Origin of the sequence: Sphingobacterium psychroaquaticum, assembly GCF_004421025.1 — a bacterium.
In the GTDB taxonomy this organism is placed as follows: domain Bacteria; phylum Bacteroidota; class Bacteroidia; order Sphingobacteriales; family Sphingobacteriaceae; genus Sphingobacterium; species Sphingobacterium psychroaquaticum.
In genome coordinates this window covers 2,587,555-2,604,304 of the sequence record NZ_CP038029.1, presented here as the reverse complement: position 1 = coordinate 2,604,304, position 16,750 = coordinate 2,587,555, and the positions used below count along the sequence as shown (strand labels likewise).

20 protein-coding genes are annotated in these 16,750 nt (G+C 42.0%); 9 read left to right on the top strand and 11 right to left on the bottom strand.

Annotated elements, in window-relative coordinates; all coding sequences use genetic code 11:
• Positions 1-499: 499 nt before the first annotated feature.
• The 5 genes from E2P86_RS11070 to E2P86_RS18205 all read right to left on the bottom strand — a co-directional run bounded on the left by E2P86_RS11070 (position 500) and on the right by E2P86_RS18205 (position 5,479).
• The gene (locus tag E2P86_RS11070) at positions 500-2,083 is read right to left on the bottom strand and encodes a DHA2 family efflux MFS transporter permease subunit (RefSeq protein ID WP_134433000.1); all 1,584 of its coding nucleotides are present in this window, start codon (positions 2,081-2,083) and stop codon (positions 500-502) included.
• Positions 2,084-2,088: 5 nt separating this feature from the next.
• On the bottom strand, positions 2,089-3,183 hold the full coding sequence (locus E2P86_RS11065; protein ID WP_085471550.1) for an HlyD family secretion protein: 1,095 nt from the start codon (positions 3,181-3,183) through the stop codon (positions 2,089-2,091).
• A gap of 10 nt (positions 3,184-3,193) precedes the next feature.
• On the bottom strand, positions 3,194-4,489 hold the full coding sequence (locus tag E2P86_RS11060) for a TolC family protein (protein ID WP_085471551.1): 1,296 nt from the start codon (positions 4,487-4,489) through the stop codon (positions 3,194-3,196).
• Positions 4,476-5,087 (bottom strand): TetR/AcrR family transcriptional regulator, encoded by a 612-nt coding sequence (locus tag E2P86_RS11055; RefSeq protein WP_085471552.1) that lies wholly within the window; start codon positions 5,085-5,087, stop codon positions 4,476-4,478. Before E2P86_RS11055 ends, E2P86_RS11060 begins: the two co-directional genes overlap by 14 nt.
• 230 nt (positions 5,088-5,317) lie before the next feature.
• On the bottom strand, positions 5,318-5,479 hold the full coding sequence (locus E2P86_RS18205; RefSeq protein ID WP_166785190.1) for a hypothetical protein: 162 nt from the start codon (positions 5,477-5,479) through the stop codon (positions 5,318-5,320).
• Positions 5,480-5,486: 7 nt separating this feature from the next.
• Between E2P86_RS18205 and E2P86_RS11050 the strand changes: the two genes are divergently transcribed.
• The 6 genes from E2P86_RS11050 to E2P86_RS11025 all read left to right on the top strand — a co-directional run bounded on the left by E2P86_RS11050 (position 5,487) and on the right by E2P86_RS11025 (position 9,806).
• Positions 5,487-5,741: a hypothetical protein gene (locus E2P86_RS11050; RefSeq protein ID WP_134432998.1), complete on the top strand. Its 255-nt coding sequence runs from the start codon at positions 5,487-5,489 to the stop codon at positions 5,739-5,741.
• A 77-nt stretch (positions 5,742-5,818) separates the two neighbouring features.
• Positions 5,819-7,024 (top strand): NAD(P)/FAD-dependent oxidoreductase, encoded by a 1,206-nt coding sequence (locus tag E2P86_RS11045; RefSeq protein ID WP_134432996.1) that lies wholly within the window; start codon positions 5,819-5,821, stop codon positions 7,022-7,024.
• A 19-nt stretch (positions 7,025-7,043) separates the two neighbouring features.
• Positions 7,044-7,550 carry a Crp/Fnr family transcriptional regulator gene (locus tag E2P86_RS11040; RefSeq protein WP_134432994.1) on the top strand — a complete coding sequence of 169 codons (507 nt, stop codon included), beginning with the start codon at positions 7,044-7,046 and terminating at the stop codon, positions 7,548-7,550.
• A 55-nt stretch (positions 7,551-7,605) separates the two neighbouring features.
• Complete coding sequence (locus E2P86_RS11035) at positions 7,606-8,172, top strand: DinB family protein (RefSeq protein WP_134432992.1); 567 nt, start codon at positions 7,606-7,608, stop codon at positions 8,170-8,172.
• Positions 8,157-8,732 carry a Crp/Fnr family transcriptional regulator gene (locus E2P86_RS11030; RefSeq protein ID WP_134432990.1) on the top strand — a complete coding sequence of 192 codons (576 nt, stop codon included), beginning with the start codon at positions 8,157-8,159 and terminating at the stop codon, positions 8,730-8,732. Before E2P86_RS11035 ends, E2P86_RS11030 begins: the two co-directional genes overlap by 16 nt.
• 63 nt (positions 8,733-8,795) lie before the next feature.
• Complete coding sequence (locus E2P86_RS11025; RefSeq protein WP_134432988.1) at positions 8,796-9,806, top strand: NAD-dependent epimerase/dehydratase family protein; 1,011 nt, start codon at positions 8,796-8,798, stop codon at positions 9,804-9,806.
• A 49-nt stretch (positions 9,807-9,855) separates the two neighbouring features.
• Here E2P86_RS11025 and E2P86_RS11020 read toward each other — a convergent pair whose 3' ends face one another.
• Both E2P86_RS11020 and E2P86_RS11015 read right to left on the bottom strand, forming a co-directional pair.
• The gene (locus tag E2P86_RS11020; protein WP_240775496.1) at positions 9,856-10,428 is read right to left on the bottom strand and encodes a hypothetical protein; all 573 of its coding nucleotides are present in this window, start codon (positions 10,426-10,428) and stop codon (positions 9,856-9,858) included.
• A gap of 78 nt (positions 10,429-10,506) precedes the next feature.
• Entirely contained in the window at positions 10,507-11,991 is a 1,485-nt protein-coding gene (locus E2P86_RS11015; RefSeq protein ID WP_134432986.1) for a hypothetical protein, read from the bottom strand.
• Between the two features lie 124 nt (positions 11,992-12,115).
• On the opposite strand from E2P86_RS11015, the gene E2P86_RS11010 reads away from it, so the two are divergent.
• The gene (locus tag E2P86_RS11010; RefSeq protein WP_085471559.1) at positions 12,116-12,448 is read left to right on the top strand and encodes a HopJ type III effector protein; all 333 of its coding nucleotides are present in this window, start codon (positions 12,116-12,118) and stop codon (positions 12,446-12,448) included.
• Positions 12,449-12,517: 69 nt separating this feature from the next.
• Here the strand turns inward: E2P86_RS11010 and E2P86_RS11005 are convergent, their stop codons facing one another.
• On the bottom strand, positions 12,518-12,922 hold the full coding sequence (locus E2P86_RS11005) for a DUF5367 family protein (RefSeq protein WP_134432984.1): 405 nt from the start codon (positions 12,920-12,922) through the stop codon (positions 12,518-12,520).
• Positions 12,923-13,158: 236 nt separating this feature from the next.
• On the opposite strand from E2P86_RS11005, the gene E2P86_RS11000 reads away from it, so the two are divergent.
• Both E2P86_RS11000 and E2P86_RS10995 read left to right on the top strand, forming a co-directional pair.
• Positions 13,159-13,746, top strand: coding sequence for a Crp/Fnr family transcriptional regulator (locus tag E2P86_RS11000; RefSeq protein ID WP_134432982.1), 588 nt, complete (start codon positions 13,159-13,161; stop codon positions 13,744-13,746).
• Positions 13,747-13,801: 55 nt separating this feature from the next.
• On the top strand, positions 13,802-14,485 hold the full coding sequence (locus E2P86_RS10995; protein WP_085471563.1) for an MBL fold metallo-hydrolase: 684 nt from the start codon (positions 13,802-13,804) through the stop codon (positions 14,483-14,485).
• 46 nt (positions 14,486-14,531) lie between these two features.
• On the opposite strand, the gene idi is transcribed toward E2P86_RS10995, so the two are convergent.
• The 3 genes from idi to E2P86_RS10975 all read right to left on the bottom strand — a co-directional run bounded on the left by idi (position 14,532) and on the right by E2P86_RS10975 (position 16,750).
• A complete protein-coding gene (gene idi / locus E2P86_RS10990) occupies positions 14,532-15,050 on the bottom strand; it encodes an isopentenyl-diphosphate Delta-isomerase (RefSeq protein WP_085471564.1) in 519 nt (172 codons plus the stop codon).
• A gap of 44 nt (positions 15,051-15,094) precedes the next feature.
• Positions 15,095-15,826, bottom strand: a complete 732-nt coding sequence (locus E2P86_RS10985; RefSeq protein ID WP_134432980.1) for a lycopene cyclase domain-containing protein — start codon at positions 15,824-15,826, stop codon at positions 15,095-15,097.
• A gap of 456 nt (positions 15,827-16,282) precedes the next feature.
• Entirely contained in the window at positions 16,283-16,750 is a 468-nt protein-coding gene (locus E2P86_RS10975; RefSeq protein ID WP_085471567.1) for an SRPBCC family protein, read from the bottom strand.

The window sequence follows — 16,750 nt, the reverse complement described above, 5'->3', positions numbered from 1 at the left end:
GCAGGGATGGGCTGTGCATAGACAAGTTTGTACAGGAGCAAATATTCCTCAGGCGACATGGAGTGGTTAAGGATAGCCAGAAGCTTTGTAAGCGGTATAAAATGAAAATTTCTTGTGCTCTATATAGTGTAAGTCTTGTTCCAGTAGGCAAATCGTCATCCCGAGAGTGGAGGGATCTACGAAGCATGTAGGTAAACGAACTACAGGTCATAAATTCCTCCTTATATCTCGTTCGGAATGACGTTGGGAGAACTTGTGATACTTGGCAAGCACGAGCCCGTGGCTTGTTTGGTTATGGATTAATCGACGGACACGAGCTAAAAGCTCGCGCCAGCAACGGTCTTGTCGCTTCGCTAGCGCGAGCCTGTGGCTCGTGTTTGTTTTATGTGGGGTGGTTTTATACCTACGGCTTTGCTACAGTCCATAAACTCCAATCTCACGACTTCACCACCTCACTTCTTAACTCCTTAACCTCTTAACTCCTTAACTCTTAACCCTATTAATGCATATTCGACATATCCACTTTATTTTTGCCTTGCTTGATCAGCAGTACAAAAGGTACGCAGATTAAAAACAGAACCCCGAGGTATAGGAAAACATCCATGTAAGACAATACGGTCGCCTGCTTCATGACGGTGCCTTCGATCAGTTGGTGTGCTTTCGCGAGTGCCTCATTCGGACTAAATCCTTTGCTTATAAAATTTGATTGCATCCCGGCAATCCGCTGTTGCACCTCGAACCGCGAAGGGTCCAAGTGCGAGATGAGGTCCACCCGATGGTGCTGTGTATCTCTGGAGATAAACGTGGTAATTAAGGCAATCCCAAAAGAGCCACCCAGCTGTCGGCTCATACCGGTAAAAGCAGCTCCTTCACCAATTGCTTTCCCTGAAAGTGTCGATAAAGACAACGTCATAACAGGTACAAATAGCAAGCCCAATCCAACGCCACGGATGATGAGTGGCCAGAACATGTGCTCCGCACCGGTATCGTTCGTGATCAGGCCGAACATGAAGAAAGAAAAGCCAAAAAAGATGCAAAGTCCGACGGCCACCATATATTTCTGTGGGACGCCCGATTGTATCATCTTACCGATAAAAGGCATCATGATCCCCGTCATAATGGAGCTCGGTATAAGCAACAGTCCTGCATCAGTCGCTGTCCACCCCAAAATAGACTGGGTGTAAAGCGGAATGATAAAGGTGGATCCAAATAGCCCAAAACCGAGGATAAAGCTCATCACGGTACCCACCTGCAGGTTCTTATCCTTCAACACCCGAAGGTTTACGATCGGCTTCGCGTAGGTAAGCTCACGCCAGATAAAGAAAAACAAACCGAAGAATGATAAGATCGACAGCACCAAAATGGTCGAGTCCTCAAACCAATCATCCTGTTGGCCATGTTCCAGCACAAACTGTAGGGATCCGATAAACATGATCAAGAAAATCATGCCCCACCAATCCACTTCCCGAGCCGATTGCTTATTGCCATATTTTGGACTCTTTACCAAGGAAATAGCCATCATTGTCGCTAAGATACCCAGCGGCACATTGATGTAAAAGATATACGGCCAAGAGTAGTTATCGACAATATATCCACCCAGGGGAGGTCCCAACGTAGGGCCTACGATAATTCCCATCCCATAGATCGCTTGCGCCATACTTCTTTTTTCGGGCGGATAAGTCTCCGTGAGAATGGTTTGCGCGGTTACCAGCAGCGCACCACCACCCATCCCTTGGATAAACCGAAAGGCTACGAGTTCCCAAATATTTGTGGCGTTACCACAGAGGAATGAGGCAAGGGTAAAAATGATAATGGAAGCCGCAAAGTAGTTGCGGCGACCAAATTGTTGCGATAGCCAGCTGGTCATCGGGATAACGATAACATTGGCGATTGCGTAAGCGGTAATCACCCAGGCTACATCGGTAAGGGTAGCGCCCAGGGTACCTTTCATATCATTGAGTGCGACGTTGACAATGGTCGTGTCGACAATTTCCAACAAGGCACATAGGATACAGGTAAATGTTATTAATGCACGTTTGACTCCATATTCGACCAAACTGTCATTTCCAGTCAATGTTTGCATAGCGTTTATTTAATATGAACGTCGACATCTACGTTCATTCCAGGACGTAACATCTGAATGAGTTCTTGTTTGTTGGATGCGGCCAATATGATTTTTACCGGTAGACGTTGTACAGTTTTTACAAAGTTACCTGTCGCATTATCTGGAGGCAACAACGAGAATTTTGAACCAGTAGCCGGAGAGAATGACTCCACCTCACCCTCAAAAGTATTATCGGGGAAAGCATCCACTTTGATTTCTACCTTTTGGCCAGCACGAATCTTGTTCAGCTGTGTCTCCTTAAAGTTGGCAACCACCCATGTTTCCTGTGTATTGATAATGTAAAACAATGATTGACCCGGATTAACCATCTGTCCTTCTTGTAGTTTAATGTTGGAAACCTGACCATCTACAGCGGCCGTTACCACGGTGTAGGCAACATTCAGCTCCGCCGCTTTAAGAACAGCCTTTGCTTTTTGGATGTTAGCTTCTGCCACCGATGTTTGCTTATTGGCAACGCTTGTTTTACTGATAACAGCCTGTTTCTGTGAGCTGCTCGCATTACGCTGCTGCTTTAGAACATCAACTTGTTTTTCGGCTTCTAACTTGGCGGTAAGTGCTTGCTCGTATTGCTGTTTAGTAATGGAGTGGTTCTTATACAGATTCGCATAACGCTCGAAATCATTGTTTGCCTGTTGCAGTTTAATTTCTGCACCTTCGATCGTACCCGTATTGGATAAGATGGTGGCATCCGAGATTGCTACATTTGCTTGTGTTGCCGAAACATCAGCCTTGGATACTTCAAATGATTTCTCGGCGACCGATACCGCGGCACGTGCCTCTTCCACACGCACATCATAGTCTGCTCGCTGAATCGTGAACAACGTATCGCCTGCTTTGACCATTTGGTTATCCTTCACGTAGATCTTGTCGATGTAACCGCCTACGCGCGGTATAATAGGGTTGAGGTTTCGTTCTACTTGTGCATCATCGGTCGTTTCGTGCTGCTGACTGTGTAGGTATTTATATACGCCGAATCCGCCACCCAAAAGGACAACTGCCACCAATACAATAATAAATTTGGGATTGGATGACTTTTTGTTTTCTATATTATTTTCCATGATTTCTATGCTATTTTAGATTAAGTTGACCACTGGCGAACAATAAATCGTAGTATTTCTCCACGATTGTAGCATCCCCAATAGCTTGGTTGATTTGACTTTGTAATTGCTGTACATCGGCCTCGAGCAGATCATCGGTATCTGCGACGCCGTTATTGTATTTATCTTGTACAATTCGGTAGTTTTCCTTTGCTTGCTCATAGGCTTCTTGGAAAAGCTTTTGCTTTTCTTTAGCCAATACCACCTCTTGTTGTGATTCTTGGATTTGTGTTTTGATGCGGTCCTGTGTCTGCGCTAAGCTTTGGTCGACCTCCTCGATATGTTGTCTCGCCACATTTACCTTCTTTTTATTCTTGTAAAGCGCACCAATATCATAGGATACCCCCAACCCAATGTTGGCGGCATTGGTAACCGTCACGATGTTGTGCACCTGCAGTGCAGCATAACCACCCGTTGCAAATACAGTCGGGTAGTACGCTGATTTTGTGATATTCAGCTGGTCTTGGGCCACATCCTTCTGGGCGGTCAATGATTTTATTTCGTAGCGATCATTTGGGTTCCCCGGGAGCAGGATAGCATCTGGATTTTTAGCCAATGTAATCGCTTCAAAATCGGTGTTTTCTTCCAGCCCCAAAAGGGTGCTCAGCTGATAGCTCAATATTTTGACATTTTTAACCGCTTCTTGGTAGGAAACCTTGTAGTTGGATAATTGTAATTGTGCTTTCAAGAGATCGTTTCTCGCAATTACACCATTGGTTTCCATGGCTTTGAAGTCGAGTACCTGTTGTTCTGATTTTTTGATGTTCTCCGCAATGAGGTGGGTCGTTTGTTGCGCTTTGTAGAGGGCGATGTAGAGGTGCATTCCCTGTATGGCGAGATTTTGTTTTTCTGCAATGGCTTGCAGCTCGCTTGATTTCCAGCTGTCTTCGGCCGATTTGATGCTGTTTTTTATTTTACCGCCTGTATAGAGTGGCATATTCACAGCAAGTTGGCCTAAGAACAACCTGTTTGTCGCTATATCGGGCGCTTCACTTCCGCCTCCGACCGGAATTTTTAAGTCCACGGTTGGACTGTTCATCATCAGATAAGTTCCAGATAGTTTCGCTTCGGGCAGTTGGCTGTCTTTCGAAGCTTCGTACTCCAATTGTCGTGTTTTGACTTTGGAGTCTAACACCTTCGCATCGTTTGAATTATGGTATGCCAGCTGCATAACCTCTTCCAAACTCAGCTGTTTCTTTTCTTGGGCAAAACTACCGGCAGAAAAGAATAGCATGCACATGGCCATGCTCCAATTATTTATTCTCATGTGTTAAGATTGCTTTTATGGTAAATTTTAAATGTGTGCGCAGTAGTTCTTTTTGCATGTCATCAAAGTCCTCATCGGGCTTCAAGATCAACAGCTCCTCATAAAGAGAACGGTTCATTCGAAAGTTCATCAAGGTGCCGATCATCGTACTGTTGATCAGCAATGGGTCGTAGTAACGGAAGTCGCCACGTGCATGACCGTAGTCTATCACTTCCTTGATCAGTTGGATATTATGCTTACGAAGCTCCTTGAAAACCGTGGAATTGATAATACGTTTTTTTATCGTTGCCTCTGTAAAAAGAAGCTGGTAGACGTCTTTATTGTTGATTTTAGAATTGACATAATGTTCAATCATTTTATCCAATCGTTTAAAAGAGTCCACTTCCTCGTTGTATTCTTCAGGTCTCATTTTATACGATTCGGCCGCGCGCTTAACAATCAGCTCCAAGAGGTTGGTCTTTGACTCAAAATAGTAGTTGATCATCGCGACATTGATGCCTGCCGCCTGTGCGATATCGCGCACCGAAGTGCCTTCAAATCCATTTTTGGCAAACAAGGATTCAGCGATTTCTAGTATTTCCAGTTGCTTTTGATTCATGCCTTTTTTGAAAAATAGTGTGTAAATTTAAACAAATGTTTAATTTAAACAAGTGTTTAGTTTTGCTTGTAAAAAAAAGTTACATTCGGATGTGAATAATTGATTTTGTTGGGAGGAGGTATGTTCAAATGCTAGGTTTAAAGGCTGTACGGGCTATTTTGTACGATAAACACTGACCTCTCCGTAGTAACGCGAGCAGCCTTTGTGGCAATTCCTGTCAGCTTTGCTATCTAGCCTATACGCTTTGTGCTATAGTCGACACGCGAAACAGTAAAGGAAGTCACTTGCATGCTTCCCGACGACGTTTTGGTCGTATGGAAGGAGTGCGATGCGGGGATGTCGATAGACGAAAGGTGATCGACGGAGGGCATTGGATTAAAGGCTTCCGTCATCGTGCTAATGTACGTCAGGTTTGTGTTGATTCCTATCTTCTTTGTTCGCAGGTCTGTTGTCGATGCTTACATGTCCATGCATGACGTCGCATTGTCGTTGTCTGGTAGTCTTCGCCGTTATAACTATGCAGCAATGTCGTTCGGGTTTGCCATCATTGCAGACGCCGATGCTACAAAGTGTATCGGCGATACGTTGACTTTTTTAGTCGGTGTGACCCATCATGTGGATGGCTGTTTTAGTTTTTTACGCAATAAGGTTTAAAGAAATATATAAAAGTAGGCGCAGGGGCGATATACATATAATTTTGTTATCTTCATTCTGGAATCAATTGAATTGCTATGGACTTAAAGTCGAATGAACCCTTTTGGTTGGTTAAGAATGGTATCATACAATCGTATCCTTCGTTAAGGGAAAATCTTTCTTGCGAAGTACTGGTCGTCGGTGGTGGAATCACGGGAAGCTTAATCGCGCACCAATGTATGGAGGATGGATACGACACGGTTTTAATCGATAAGCGGGAGATCGGGTTCGGTAGTTCATCTGCAACGACGGCGATGTTACAGTATGAGATCGATACGCCATTGCATAAGCTAATAGAAGATATTGGGGAACAAGATGCAATTGCAAGTTATAAGGCCTGTTCGGATGGTATCGACCGATTGGAGAAGATATGTCAGGAAATAAAGTCTAAAGCAGGTTTTAAACGTAAGCAGTCCTTGTATTTCGCGGCCTTTAAAAAAGATGTTGTCGGATTACAGAAGGAGCTGGAAGCACGGAAATCCGTCGGTTTTGATGTGCAGTGGATGGAGGCGGAGGCAATAGAAAAGGCGTTTGATATTGTAGGTACCTATGGGGGGATTTTATCGACACAAGGGGCAAGCGTGGATGCTTTTAAACTGGTGCATGAGTTGCTTGAGTTTAATAGTCGAAGAGGGTTACGGGTATTCGATAAAACGGAACTCACCAAGGCGACATACCAGAGGACGACACATGCGGTGTCCCTAGATACAGGCGTACAGATAAGTGCAAAGAAGATTATTTATTGTGTAGGGTATGAAAGCGTTAACCTGATACGGGAAAAGTTTGTTGATCTGATCAGTACCTACGCTATAGTTTCGGAGGTGACTTCTGTGCCGTTAAAGAAATACGACAACCTGTTGGTTTGGAATACGGCAGATCCTTATATCTATTTGCGGACGACAGATGATGGGCGGATGCTGATCGGTGGGGAGGATGAACCGTTCCGTGATCCAGAAAGGCGGGATCGCTTACTGGATAAGAAGACAGAAAGGCTCGAGACATCGGTGAGGAAATACTTGCCGCACGTTCCTTTTATCTGCGATTTTTCGTGGGCCGGTACTTTCGGACAGACGAAAGATGGACTGCCGTATGTGGGAACACATGATGATTTCGAAAAGAGCTATTTTGTATTGGGATTCGGTGGGAATGGCATTACATTTTCTGTTGCCGGCATGGAGATGGTAGCCCGATGGCTTAAAGGGAAGAAGCACCCTTTGGAAGGGTGCTTTGGATTTAATCGGTAGTTTTAGGGAAAACTAGATAATGAAAGAGATTATTGCACTATCAGAGAAGGTAGTCGTTGTAGGGAGAAACGAGTTTTTGACAGTAAGTGGTACCATCGATACTAATTTATATTATGTGGAGCGGGGTAGCCTGCGTGTCTTTGTTTTGGACGATCAAAATGAACAGATTGTTCGGTTGGGGTACAAGCATGATTTAGTTGTTTCGTTGGATTCATTCTTGACAGGCAAGCCTTCGGACCTGTATATTCAGGCAATCAAAAAGACGGTTGTTCGTATTATTCCAAAGGCGCAGATCAACAATTTTTTGCAAGAAGAGGCGAACCGTACGCTGTGGATCAAGATTTTGGAGGAGTTGATTGTTTTGCAGTTGGAACGCGAGGTTGATGTTTTAACCAGTTCGCCCCGAGAGCGTTATGAACGCGTGTTAAAGCGGAGCCCGCAACTGTTTCAAGAAATTCCGAGCCGGCATATCGCAAATTATTTACGTATGACCCCGGAAACATTGTCGCGACTTAAAAAGTCTTGATATCAATCAAGATTTATGAACGTTGCAATTTTCATTTTTGCATAAAACAAAGGTTATGCAGACAGAACAATTTATACAAAAGCTTTTATCCGAGACGGAGATGATCATCAGCCAGGTGAACCAGTTGAAATCTTATGATCTGGCGCAGTTACGCTGGCGGGAAAGCGACGCTTCCTGGAATGTGCTGGAGTGTTTGGAGCATTTAAACTTATATGGAGATTTCTACTTACCCGTGATGGAGCGCGATATCCGTCATTCATCTTCCTCGAGCGAAGCAGAATTTAAGAGCGGGATGTTGGGTGGGTATTTTGCGAAGAGTATGCTGCCAAAGGGAAAGCTAAATAAGATGAAAACGTTTAAGGATAAGAACCCGTTAAACAGTAAGCTCGATGGGGCGGTTCTGGATCGATTTCTGGAGCAGCAGGATAAATTGATTATGCTCCTAAATAGCGCAAGAACCGTCAGTTTAAATAAAGTGAAAATTGAATTGTCTATTACCAAGTTTCTGAAACTCAAACTGGGAGATGTCTTTCAGTTCTATATCAATCATATGATGCGGCACATGAATCAGATTGATGGTATATTAGCTGCGAATAACAACAGACCATGCATACCAAGTTAATTGAAGTTATTACCCAATATGTAACGCTTTCCGATCAGGAGAAGGTGCTCTGCACGCGTTATTTAGAGCCTATAAGCTGTCCAAAAAATAGCGTGATTGAAGAAGAAGGAAAAGTTCCGATGTATCTCTATTTTGTGGTATCGGGCTTTGTTCGTTTATTCCATTATAATGATAAAGGCGACGAAGTTACCACCCATATCAACTGCCCGCCGGGCTTTATAACGTCCTACACGCACTTTGCTAACCAGACTCGAGCAGAAGAGAATGTAGAGTGTGTGACGGCCTGTGAACTTTTGCGTGTTTCCAAAGCAAGTCTTGATCTATTAATTGAGCAAAGCTCTGCCTTTAAAGATTTTAGTATCCATGTGTTTCAGCAGTCCTTGTCTTATAATGAAAAGCGAGCAAGAGAGTTGGCGACGCTTACTGCTGAACAACGGTATTTAAGGTTGATGGACGAGTATCCAGAAGTGTTACATCATGTTCCGATGCAATATATCGCTTCTTTTTTGGGAATGAATCCGAAAAGCTTGAGTCGTATCCGAAAGCAAATCATTAGGTAACATTTGTGAAGTGGTTTTGAAGGAGTAAGGCTGAACTTTGTCTTACTATTTAAAATCAAGAACATGGTAGATAAAAAATTAGTTTTAGTGTCTGGTGCTAACGGACATTTGGGAACCAATCTCGTTAGGTTATTAATACAAAAGGGCTTTGCGGTTCGGGCCTCTGTGCGTAACCTTAAAAATCGTACGGCGCTGGATGGACTAGACTGTGAAGTTGTTCAGGCGGATATTACAGATAAAGAATCCTTTAGAAAGGCGTTACAAGGTGTCGATACCTTTTACGCTGTTGGTGCAGCCTTCAAATTGTGGGCGAAAGATCCACAGCAGGAAATTTACGATGTGAATATGCAGGGAACGCGCAACACGATTGAGGCTGCAGCGGAGGAGGGGGTGAAGAAAATTGTCTATGTCAGTTCTATCGCTGCGTTAGACTATACGCATGTACCCACCCGAGAGAGTAATGGATACAACCCCGACCGAAGGGATGCCTACTATAACTCGAAGAATGATGGAGAGAAACTCGCTTTTAGATTGGCAGAGGAATTGGGGATAGCATTGGTCTCGGTAATGCCAGGCGCCATGATTGGTGGTGAGGCATTTTTACCGCTTAATGTCTCTTATGGTGTGTTAGCACTGATTCTCAATAAACAAATTCCTGTAGATACGAACATTGCACTTAATTGGGTCGATGTAAAGGATGTAGCCGAAGGTTGTTTTCTTGCGGCACAGAAAGGGCTTGCAGGTGAGCGTTATATTCTTGCGAATGAAAAATGTATGACCATTACCCATACCACTAAGCTTGCGCAAAAGTTTTATCCGGAGCTCCAACTGCGAATTCCTGCTGCTGTTCCAAAGTGCATGTTGTTTGCTATCGCTGCCTTAATGCAGTTTTCGGCAAAACTAAAAGGGAAGCCTCCTATCATTACAACCAAAGAGATAGCGATGTTCTCGGGCTTACAGCAAAACTTTGATATTTCCAAGGCGAGAAATGAGTTGGGGTTTAACCCGAAAGATAGCGAGTCTGCGGTTAAAGATGCGCTTGCTTATCTTATGACGCATAAACAGTTGCTTTAGACGTATCTAAGAAGTTTTTTGTAGCCAAAGAGGTCTAGGATCCTCTTGGTTACAAAAACTCCGTTTTGCAATAATCGATTTTGTAGGTCCCATCCTCCGCAACGAGGGTTACTTCATTTTCCGTTTTGATACCTGCGCCGTAATCAATAACCACCCTAAAAACCAAGTCTTTAACCTTGCTGATCGTTAACGCCTTTAACTCACCGATATCTCCATTTCCTCGACCAAAAAGCCACATTTCTTGTTCCGATATCGGGTATATGCCAGACCATTTGGCTTTATATTTTTTTTCGGCTGCTAGAAATTGTGAATCATCTAAATTGGAGGGGCCATATAGCTCACCAGATTCAGCTATAAAGTCTTGATAACGCTTGGTACAAAGCTTTTCCTCCACATTATAGTCGGGAAAGTATTTCTCTGAATCTTTGGTTTTGAATATACTTTTTAACCACTGTTCAGCAGTCTCCTGCGGAGTCACTGCTGAAGAACTTGATTCTGCATGGACCAACCCGGTTGTATCCTGTTTTGGTTTGTTCTGTGCGTGTTGGGTACTATCCTTTCTTTGATTGCACGAGGCCATCAAAACCAAGGATATACAAGCGGCCAAATAAGTTTTTTTCATGTTGTAAATTTAATCAAACGAGACCCAACCTGGCAAGTATATGTTAGAGGAAATAGGGGCACATTTGGCGTGTAAACCTTACTTCTCCCGATACTCCAGTCCAGAGGATATATCGATATAATAATAAATCGTGTGTTGCGCATCCAGTTTGCAGCTCACCAAACCATCCGAATTTATGGATTGATATCCTGTCGAACCGATGTCTCTTTTATGTTTATTGTCGTAAAGGGTATACAGTCCGTCATTCTCCTTTTGAAGGGCATAAATATCCTTTTCGGAATCCAGAAGCAGTATTTTATGGTATGCCGGCGCTATCTCCCAGGTATGATTTTTACTATTCCATAAGCCCATGGTGCGCTGCTGCTCTTTGTTCTCAATCGGGATCAGGAATCGATCATTCATCCCTTCATACCCGGCTATTTTTCCAAATTTCCACCCTTCAACGTTGTAGTGGTCGGGAAAAATCATTTTTCGATCTGGCCAAACCAAATTACCCACCTGATCCAAAACCTTGAAATTATACAGGTCGATATGATCCTCAACCTGCCCTAGGGTATCGATGTAGCGCCAGTCGAAGGCCCATACATCAGAATCGTAATTAAAGACGCCAAGCAAAAAGTAAGGGGAGTTCGTAATAGAATACACCAATGAGGTTTTTTTGATAAAATCGATTTGTGTGCTCGTTGCTTTAGTGATTTCCTTTGGAAATGCCTTTTCATACTGCGGAAAAGGGTAGACGTTATTGTTTTTACTATCCACCAACAGCTTAGGGACTTGTGGTTCATAGCGTTCTTTATTGATTTCATGTAGAACAAGGTTGGTGCCTTTAAATGTTATGGAGAGCGTCTCACTACCTTTTAACCCATGGAGTAAAGCTTTGTTTTGATGTATGCCGTACATGGAAAAGGATCCATTGGAAGTTTTGAGCATGCGTTTGTTTTCTAGGAGCTCTACGATGTTACCTTCCATTTTATGGAATCGGTTCTTTTTTATTTTGTATAGTGTCCCGTTCCAAAAGACATGATTTTCATCAACAGGTGTAAAATTGAGATAATAACTTTCATCGAGATAGGGCAGATCTTTTTGGAGGAGAACCTGCTTGGTTTCCAAAACGCCTATTTCAATTTTACGATAAGTCTGCTCTTTTTTTATGGCGCCACCTAAGATATTCCATTCCCATTGCCAAAAGGGCATTTTCTTTTCATACTCACTTTGCTTCTTGTAGAGTGTTAATCCATTTATCGTATGTAAGCGAATCTCGTGTTGAGAAAAATCCACTACTATTTTTCCATTTCCGTCAATGATTGCCGATTCATTCTTTTCATTTTCGACGACAGCGAAGCCGGTACTGGTATATGGGGAGGCACTTCGAAACTGTTGGTTGGAGCGCGGCTTTAACGTGCTTTTATCGACGTAGATATACTTATTTTGCTTTGTTAAAAAGGGAATGATCGATGTCGTATTCCATTGTGAAAGCAACAACGGTAAACCGTCTGTTTTTTCCTCGGTGCAAGCGGTCATTGCCGTTAATATACAAAGGACACTTAATAGTACTGTTTTCATGCTGTGAAGCTTAGTTCATCGTATGGGACAATATTAGGGAGAATTGTGGTATGAAAAAATCCCGATTATCAGCTATATTTGAGCTTTGCGCTTCAGGGAAGCGTATCATCCTAATACTTATAAAATGCTTTTAGAACAACTAAAAAACGACCCACAGACTATTGAATTTAATGATGTTATTGCATATATCGATGCGCATTATGATTTTACACCAACAAAGTTTACGAACGGTGATACGGTAAATGAAGCGAATCAAAACAATGGTTCTTGCAAAGTTTTTAGCTTTGCAAAGCTTCAACAACTGGAAAAGGAAGCGGTATTAGCACTTTTTGGTGCTTTCTACCGGGAGGACGTGCTAAAAAATCCTACCGGAACTGATCATCAGAATATACGCAATTTTATAACGCACGGTTGGGCAGGTATCCAATTTGAAGGAGCGGCACTACAAGCGAAATAAGCCAAGAGATACAAAAAGAAAAAGCAACGGTACACACGTTGCTTTTTCTTTTTAATTACGATCTCTCTATTATTTTTCTGTCCCTTGTTTTTTTCGCAACAAGCCAAAGACTAAGACCGTCGCATAGGCAAACATCAGCCAGGAAGCAAAGGTTTTGCTATATATTTCAGGCATATTGGTGAATATCTTTTCAAAAAATTGCACACATACCGTGTCAAGAAGCATTCCGGGCAATACCATAATCGCGGCCGATTTCACACTTTCAAGGTTGTTTAACTGGAACTTATTAAATACGGTTGTAGCGAGGAGACCGAGAGCTGGAATTAGAATGATATACAATGTGATTAATACAAATGCATTGTCGACAATAAAAAAATGTTGACCGGCAACTCTAAATAATACGGTGGCGGATAGCCATACCAAAAAGCCTACAATAAAGCTCACCAACGGGTAATTCTCTTTTTGTGTTTTCATTCTTTATCGATAAATAGTTTAGTAAGTTTTAAACATCGCTACCACACTTTTAGTAGCGTAGTAGCGATTTTTATAGCCTACAAAATTACACATTGTCGAGGATAAGTCCTTGCTTTTATTGGACGATTCCAAGACACTTGTCGATTTTTTGAATGTACAATAATTGGTAGATTTGACTGCTGCATACGGGATGTAATTCATAGAAAAACGAGATGAAAAAATAGACAAACGGCAAAATGAACGACGTATTAGAACATTATCTAGCCTCAGATGGCAAATTATCGATCGAAGAAATCAGCTTTTCTATACCTTTTTTTAAGCCTATACACTTAAAGAAAGGTGATTTTTTTGTTCGCGAGGATGAGCCCTGTCGTTATATTGGTTTTATCGCTAAGGGGTCTGTAAAAGGATATGCCAATGACAACGTAGGAAAAGAAAACATAACCTGCTTCAAGTTTGAAAAGGAATTTATTACCTCGTTTGCGGAATTTGTGGCACAGGGAAAATCCAAAAGGAGTTTCAGGGCTATGGAAGATAGCGTGATTTATAGAATAAGTTTTCCAGACTATCAGCTGCTGCTTGATAGGGTGACGGCTTGGACTGCGGTTGTAAAGTCAGTGATGGAACAGGAGTATAACCAAAAAGAGTGCTATATGCTGAACTACAACAATAGGTCTGCCGTAGATAAATATCGCCATGTCCTTTTGTATGAACCGATGCTTGTACATCGAACAGCGACGCAGGACTTGGCCTCGTACCTAGGGATTACGCAACGCTCGCTGACACGGGCAAAAGGACAGATACATAGACCTAACGCATTATAGGACAAATGTCCTTAGGGAAGCATGATCTGTGCTGTAGTTTTGTAAAAAAAAAACTATGCTACATCAAATTGCTTCCGAAGTTTTCCAGATTTCACTGCTGCCACGCAACGGCATAAACTGTTATATTATTGAAAATGTATTGGTGGATTCCGGAATACGGAGTTCCTACGCGCAGATAAAGAAAGCTGTTCAAAAGATACCTATTCATACACATGTGCTTACTCATGCGCATGCAGACCATCAAGGTTGTAGTGATCGGATCTGCGCGGAGTTTGAAGTGCCTTTGTACTGTCATCCCAATGAAGTTTTTAGGACCGAGACTGGGCTGGTAACGCATGATTACCCGACACCACACCATTGGTTGGCAAAGCTTCAACAAAAGTTTTGGGCAGGGCAGGGCCATAAAGTAGAACGGACAATCGTTGAAAACGATAAGGTGGGGAACTTTACGGTAGTAGAGACACCGGGACATTCGCCAGGTCATATTTCTTTATTCCGTGAGCAAGATGGGGTCCTTATCATAGGCGATGTGGTAACCAATATGAATGTACTCACTACAGTGACAGGGCTTCGGCTCCCTCCACCTATATTTACCACGGATCAGCAGCGCAATATAAGATCGCTCCAGAAGCTAGCAGAACTGAATCCGGCTATTATTTGTTTTGGTCATGGACCTGTTATGCGCAATACAGATCGTAGGTTTGAGCATTTTGTAGCGCAATGCAGCGCCAAGATGTAAGAACAAACGGAATAGACTGGCATGTGCCGTCAGATTAACATCTATTTTATCGATTGATTTTTGAAAGTAACTCCGGAAAAGCCTGTTTGAACCAGACCGTGTAATGCGATGGATTATTTTTCATATCAGCTAAAATTTCATCTATACACATCCATTTATAATCGCTCACTTCATCTTTGTTTAAAACAGGATTTTGTTTAGAATAACCAACAAAAACATAATCCAGCTCGTGTTCCGTCAAATTATTTTCCACCCGCTCATTGTAGATAAATGAATAGACCAATTTTAGTTTACATTCCAGTCCCATTTCATAATTTAACCGCTCTTCTGCACTTAAGCCAACATCTTCTCCCCATTGCGGATGTGAACAACAAGTGTTCGTCCATAACCCTGCTCCGTGATACTTTTGACCTGCCCGTTGCTGTAAAAGAAGCTCTCCGTTATCATTAAATATAAATACCGAAAATGCACGGTGAAGGCACCCTTGTTCGTGCGCAATCAATTTTTCCATTTCGGCAATTGCATTGTCGTTTTCATCGACCAGTACTACATTATTTCTCTCCATTGCTTTGATTTAAAGGTTATGGGTTGTTTTTTAGCAACGCTTCTCTATATACTTTCAATGCGCTGTCTCTTGCGCAACTTTTTGCTTTCATCAGGCGTATGTTGAAATATTTTAAAAAAGTAAAGCACCAAAAGAAATTGTGTATATCCATAGACGGCATCCTCAATTGGTATCGTTAGTATCCGTATACCCAGAAAATCTCCCGGATTGTAATTCACTATGGGTGTTTCTAATCCTGTGCCCGTCAGCACGCCATTTACAGGAAAAAAGCCTAACATCAAGATAGTAAACACCAGAGATGCCTTGCCAATCCAATCTGCCCGGACAATAAAATGTAGATAGATTAAAGTAATTATGGTAGCGACGGCTGTGACCAATGTATAGATTTTGTCATAGTGCAACAAAGCAATAACCGAACAGACAATCACACTAACGAAAACGATCAGGTTATTAAATACGGATAGCCATCCTAATTTGAAAAACTTTTCAAAACAGAAATAGGTAAACACGCATGAAAACGGAATGAAAATAAAGAAAAGCCATTCTTCAAGAGGCAATCCCGCTATCACTAATCCAAGGGTGTAATCTGTATTGAACCACCAGACACCTTTTGCCGTAAACCATATATCCCATAAAATAAATGGAATAGCAACTAAAATTGCAGCCTTTATAAACGCTCCAAAATAACGGTTAAAGCGAATTCTTCTATCGTAAGATGCAATGAAACAAATAATGACCGTAAGAAACAATATGGAGGAATAAGTATATGCCGTCATTTTTTTGCGGAATTAAAATACATTTTGAAATACTTTAAAGGCACATATAGAAAACCAAAACACTCGCCATTTTCTTTTCCGATATGCCTGTGATGTTGTTTGTGTGCCCTACGTAGCGCCAAAAAATAGGGACTTCGAGTTTGTGACAGAAATTTAATCCGTTGATGAATAAATATATCGTGCACAAAAAAATAGGCCATACCGTACAGCATAATTCCTAACCCGATATAAAACAGATAATTGAAGTTTTCAAGTGAACCGAAATACATCAAAGCGATGGTTGGTATAGCAAATATGACAAAGAAGTAGTCGTTTTTTTCAAGAATGCCCTCATTGCTGTGGTCGTGATGATCCCTGTGCAAAAACCAAAGAAAACCATGCATAACATATTTGTGGATAATCCAGGTTGCCCCTTCCATTAGTATAAAGGTCACCAATGTGATTAAAAAAGCCATATCAGTTCTTTATTGGGGTAAAAAGTTTCTCTAAAACGTCATAGCGGAAATCAAAGATGTCCTTCAATTTCTTTTTTACAAAAAGTAAATGTGCCATCTTCCCCAAAAAGCCGAAAGGCAATTCATAATCTACCGTGTCTTTCATTAACACTCCGTCTTTGTTGGGAATAAATTCGTGAAAATGACTCCAATATTTATACGGCCCTTTCTCCTGAAAATCAGTAAAGCTTTTATTGGGGGCCACATGGGTAATTCTCGTTCTCCACTTCAAGGGAACTTTCAGCAATGGCGAAACGGTATAATCGATAACCATTCCTTCAACAATCTGTTTGCAGTAATAGTCAGACAGAACTGTAAAGCCCATATCTTTGGGTGTGATCTTCGAAAGGTTCATGGGAGTAGAGAAAAAGTCCCAGGCTGTTTCGATATCGCAATACAATTGTTGCTCCCTGTATAACTGATGTTTCAT

Excerpts from the sequence above, each read along its gene's own strand:
- E2P86_RS11070 (WP_134433000.1), bottom strand. The coding sequence starts at position 2,083 with ATGCAAACATTGACTGGAAATGACAGTTTGGTCGAATATGGAGTCAAA.
- E2P86_RS11065 (WP_085471550.1), bottom strand. The coding sequence starts at position 3,183 with ATGGAAAATAATATAGAAAACAAAAAGTCATCCAATCCCAAATTTATT.
- E2P86_RS11060 (WP_085471551.1), bottom strand. The coding sequence starts at position 4,489 with ATGAGAATAAATAATTGGAGCATGGCCATGTGCATGCTATTCTTTTCT.
- E2P86_RS11055 (WP_085471552.1), bottom strand. The coding sequence starts at position 5,087 with ATGAATCAAAAGCAACTGGAAATACTAGAAATCGCTGAATCCTTGTTT.
- E2P86_RS18205 (WP_166785190.1), bottom strand. The coding sequence starts at position 5,479 with ATGACGGAAGCCTTTAATCCAATGCCCTCCGTCGATCACCTTTCGTCT.
- E2P86_RS11050 (WP_134432998.1), top strand. The coding sequence starts at position 5,487 with ATGTACGTCAGGTTTGTGTTGATTCCTATCTTCTTTGTTCGCAGGTCT.
- E2P86_RS11045 (WP_134432996.1), top strand. The coding sequence starts at position 5,819 with ATGGACTTAAAGTCGAATGAACCCTTTTGGTTGGTTAAGAATGGTATC.
- E2P86_RS11040 (WP_134432994.1), top strand. The coding sequence starts at position 7,044 with ATGAAAGAGATTATTGCACTATCAGAGAAGGTAGTCGTTGTAGGGAGA.
- E2P86_RS11035 (WP_134432992.1), top strand. The coding sequence starts at position 7,606 with ATGCAGACAGAACAATTTATACAAAAGCTTTTATCCGAGACGGAGATG.
- E2P86_RS11030 (WP_134432990.1), top strand. The coding sequence starts at position 8,157 with ATGCATACCAAGTTAATTGAAGTTATTACCCAATATGTAACGCTTTCC.
- E2P86_RS11025 (WP_134432988.1), top strand. The coding sequence starts at position 8,796 with ATGGTAGATAAAAAATTAGTTTTAGTGTCTGGTGCTAACGGACATTTG.
- E2P86_RS11020 (WP_240775496.1), bottom strand. The coding sequence starts at position 10,428 with ATGAAAAAAACTTATTTGGCCGCTTGTATATCCTTGGTTTTGATGGCC.
- E2P86_RS11015 (WP_134432986.1), bottom strand. The coding sequence starts at position 11,991 with ATGAAAACAGTACTATTAAGTGTCCTTTGTATATTAACGGCAATGACC.
- E2P86_RS11010 (WP_085471559.1), top strand. The coding sequence starts at position 12,116 with ATGCTTTTAGAACAACTAAAAAACGACCCACAGACTATTGAATTTAAT.
- E2P86_RS11005 (WP_134432984.1), bottom strand. The coding sequence starts at position 12,922 with ATGAAAACACAAAAAGAGAATTACCCGTTGGTGAGCTTTATTGTAGGC.
- E2P86_RS11000 (WP_134432982.1), top strand. The coding sequence starts at position 13,159 with ATGAACGACGTATTAGAACATTATCTAGCCTCAGATGGCAAATTATCG.
- E2P86_RS10995 (WP_085471563.1), top strand. The coding sequence starts at position 13,802 with ATGCTACATCAAATTGCTTCCGAAGTTTTCCAGATTTCACTGCTGCCA.
- idi (WP_085471564.1), bottom strand. The coding sequence starts at position 15,050 with ATGGAGAGAAATAATGTAGTACTGGTCGATGAAAACGACAATGCAATT.
- E2P86_RS10985 (WP_134432980.1), bottom strand. The coding sequence starts at position 15,826 with ATGACGGCATATACTTATTCCTCCATATTGTTTCTTACGGTCATTATT.
- E2P86_RS10975 (WP_085471567.1), bottom strand. The coding sequence starts at position 16,750 with ATGAAACATCAGTTATACAGGGAGCAACAATTGTATTGCGATATCGAA.